Below are 654 nucleotides of genomic sequence, written 5' to 3'. Positions count from 1 at the left end.
GATATTGAGCCCTGCGATCTCTTCCTGTTCGGTTACCCTGAATCGGAAAACCGCGTTACCAGCCGAGAAGATCAGAAAGGCCACTCCGAAGGTCCAGATGCCATAGACAAGCACGCCCAGACCTTGAACACCGATCTGTTCGAGGCGGCTCAGCCCTGTGCCAAGGGTTTCGAGATCGCCGTAGAGGCCAGTCGCCAGAGTGCCCCATATCCCGGCCCCCAGGTGCACAGGGATTGCTCCGACCGCATCGTCGATCTTCAGGGTTTCGAGGATCTGGCTGAAGAAGACGACAATCATGCCACCAACCAGGCCAATCAGGGCGGCGGACCCTGTCGAGACGGCGAAACAGTTCGCGGTAACCGCAACAAGTCCGCCTAGTGCGCCATTGATGAACTGATCCACGTCGAGCCGCTGATTGACCGCGTAGCGAAGCCCCCCGGCCGAGATAGCACCGACACATCCTCCGACGACCGTGTTGATGAGAATAGAAGGTACAGTTTCGTCCAGCACCAATGTGCTTCCGCCATTGAAGCCCAGCCAGCCGATGAAGAGAAGAAGAGCCCCAAGTGTGGCGGTGGGCATGTTCGAAGGGGTGATAGTGTGGGCGCCAGAGCCGTCATCAAAGCGCCCCAAGCGCGGGCCCACAATCAAGAC

Annotated in this window: 1 protein-coding gene; it reads right to left on the bottom strand. The window is 58.9% G+C overall.

Features of this window, described 5'->3' with window-relative positions:
- On the bottom strand, positions 1 to 645 hold a 645-nt coding region (locus MGEO_RS21065; RefSeq protein WP_408607535.1), incomplete at its 3' end, for an ammonium transporter.
- Positions 646 to 654: the final 9 nt, after the last annotated feature.

It is taken from the genome of Marivita geojedonensis, from assembly GCF_002115805.1.
Taxonomy (GTDB): Bacteria; Pseudomonadota; Alphaproteobacteria; order Rhodobacterales; family Rhodobacteraceae; genus Marivita; species Marivita geojedonensis.
The sequence above is the reverse complement of the archived record's forward strand: the minus strand, read 5'-3'. Positions and strand labels throughout refer to the sequence as shown.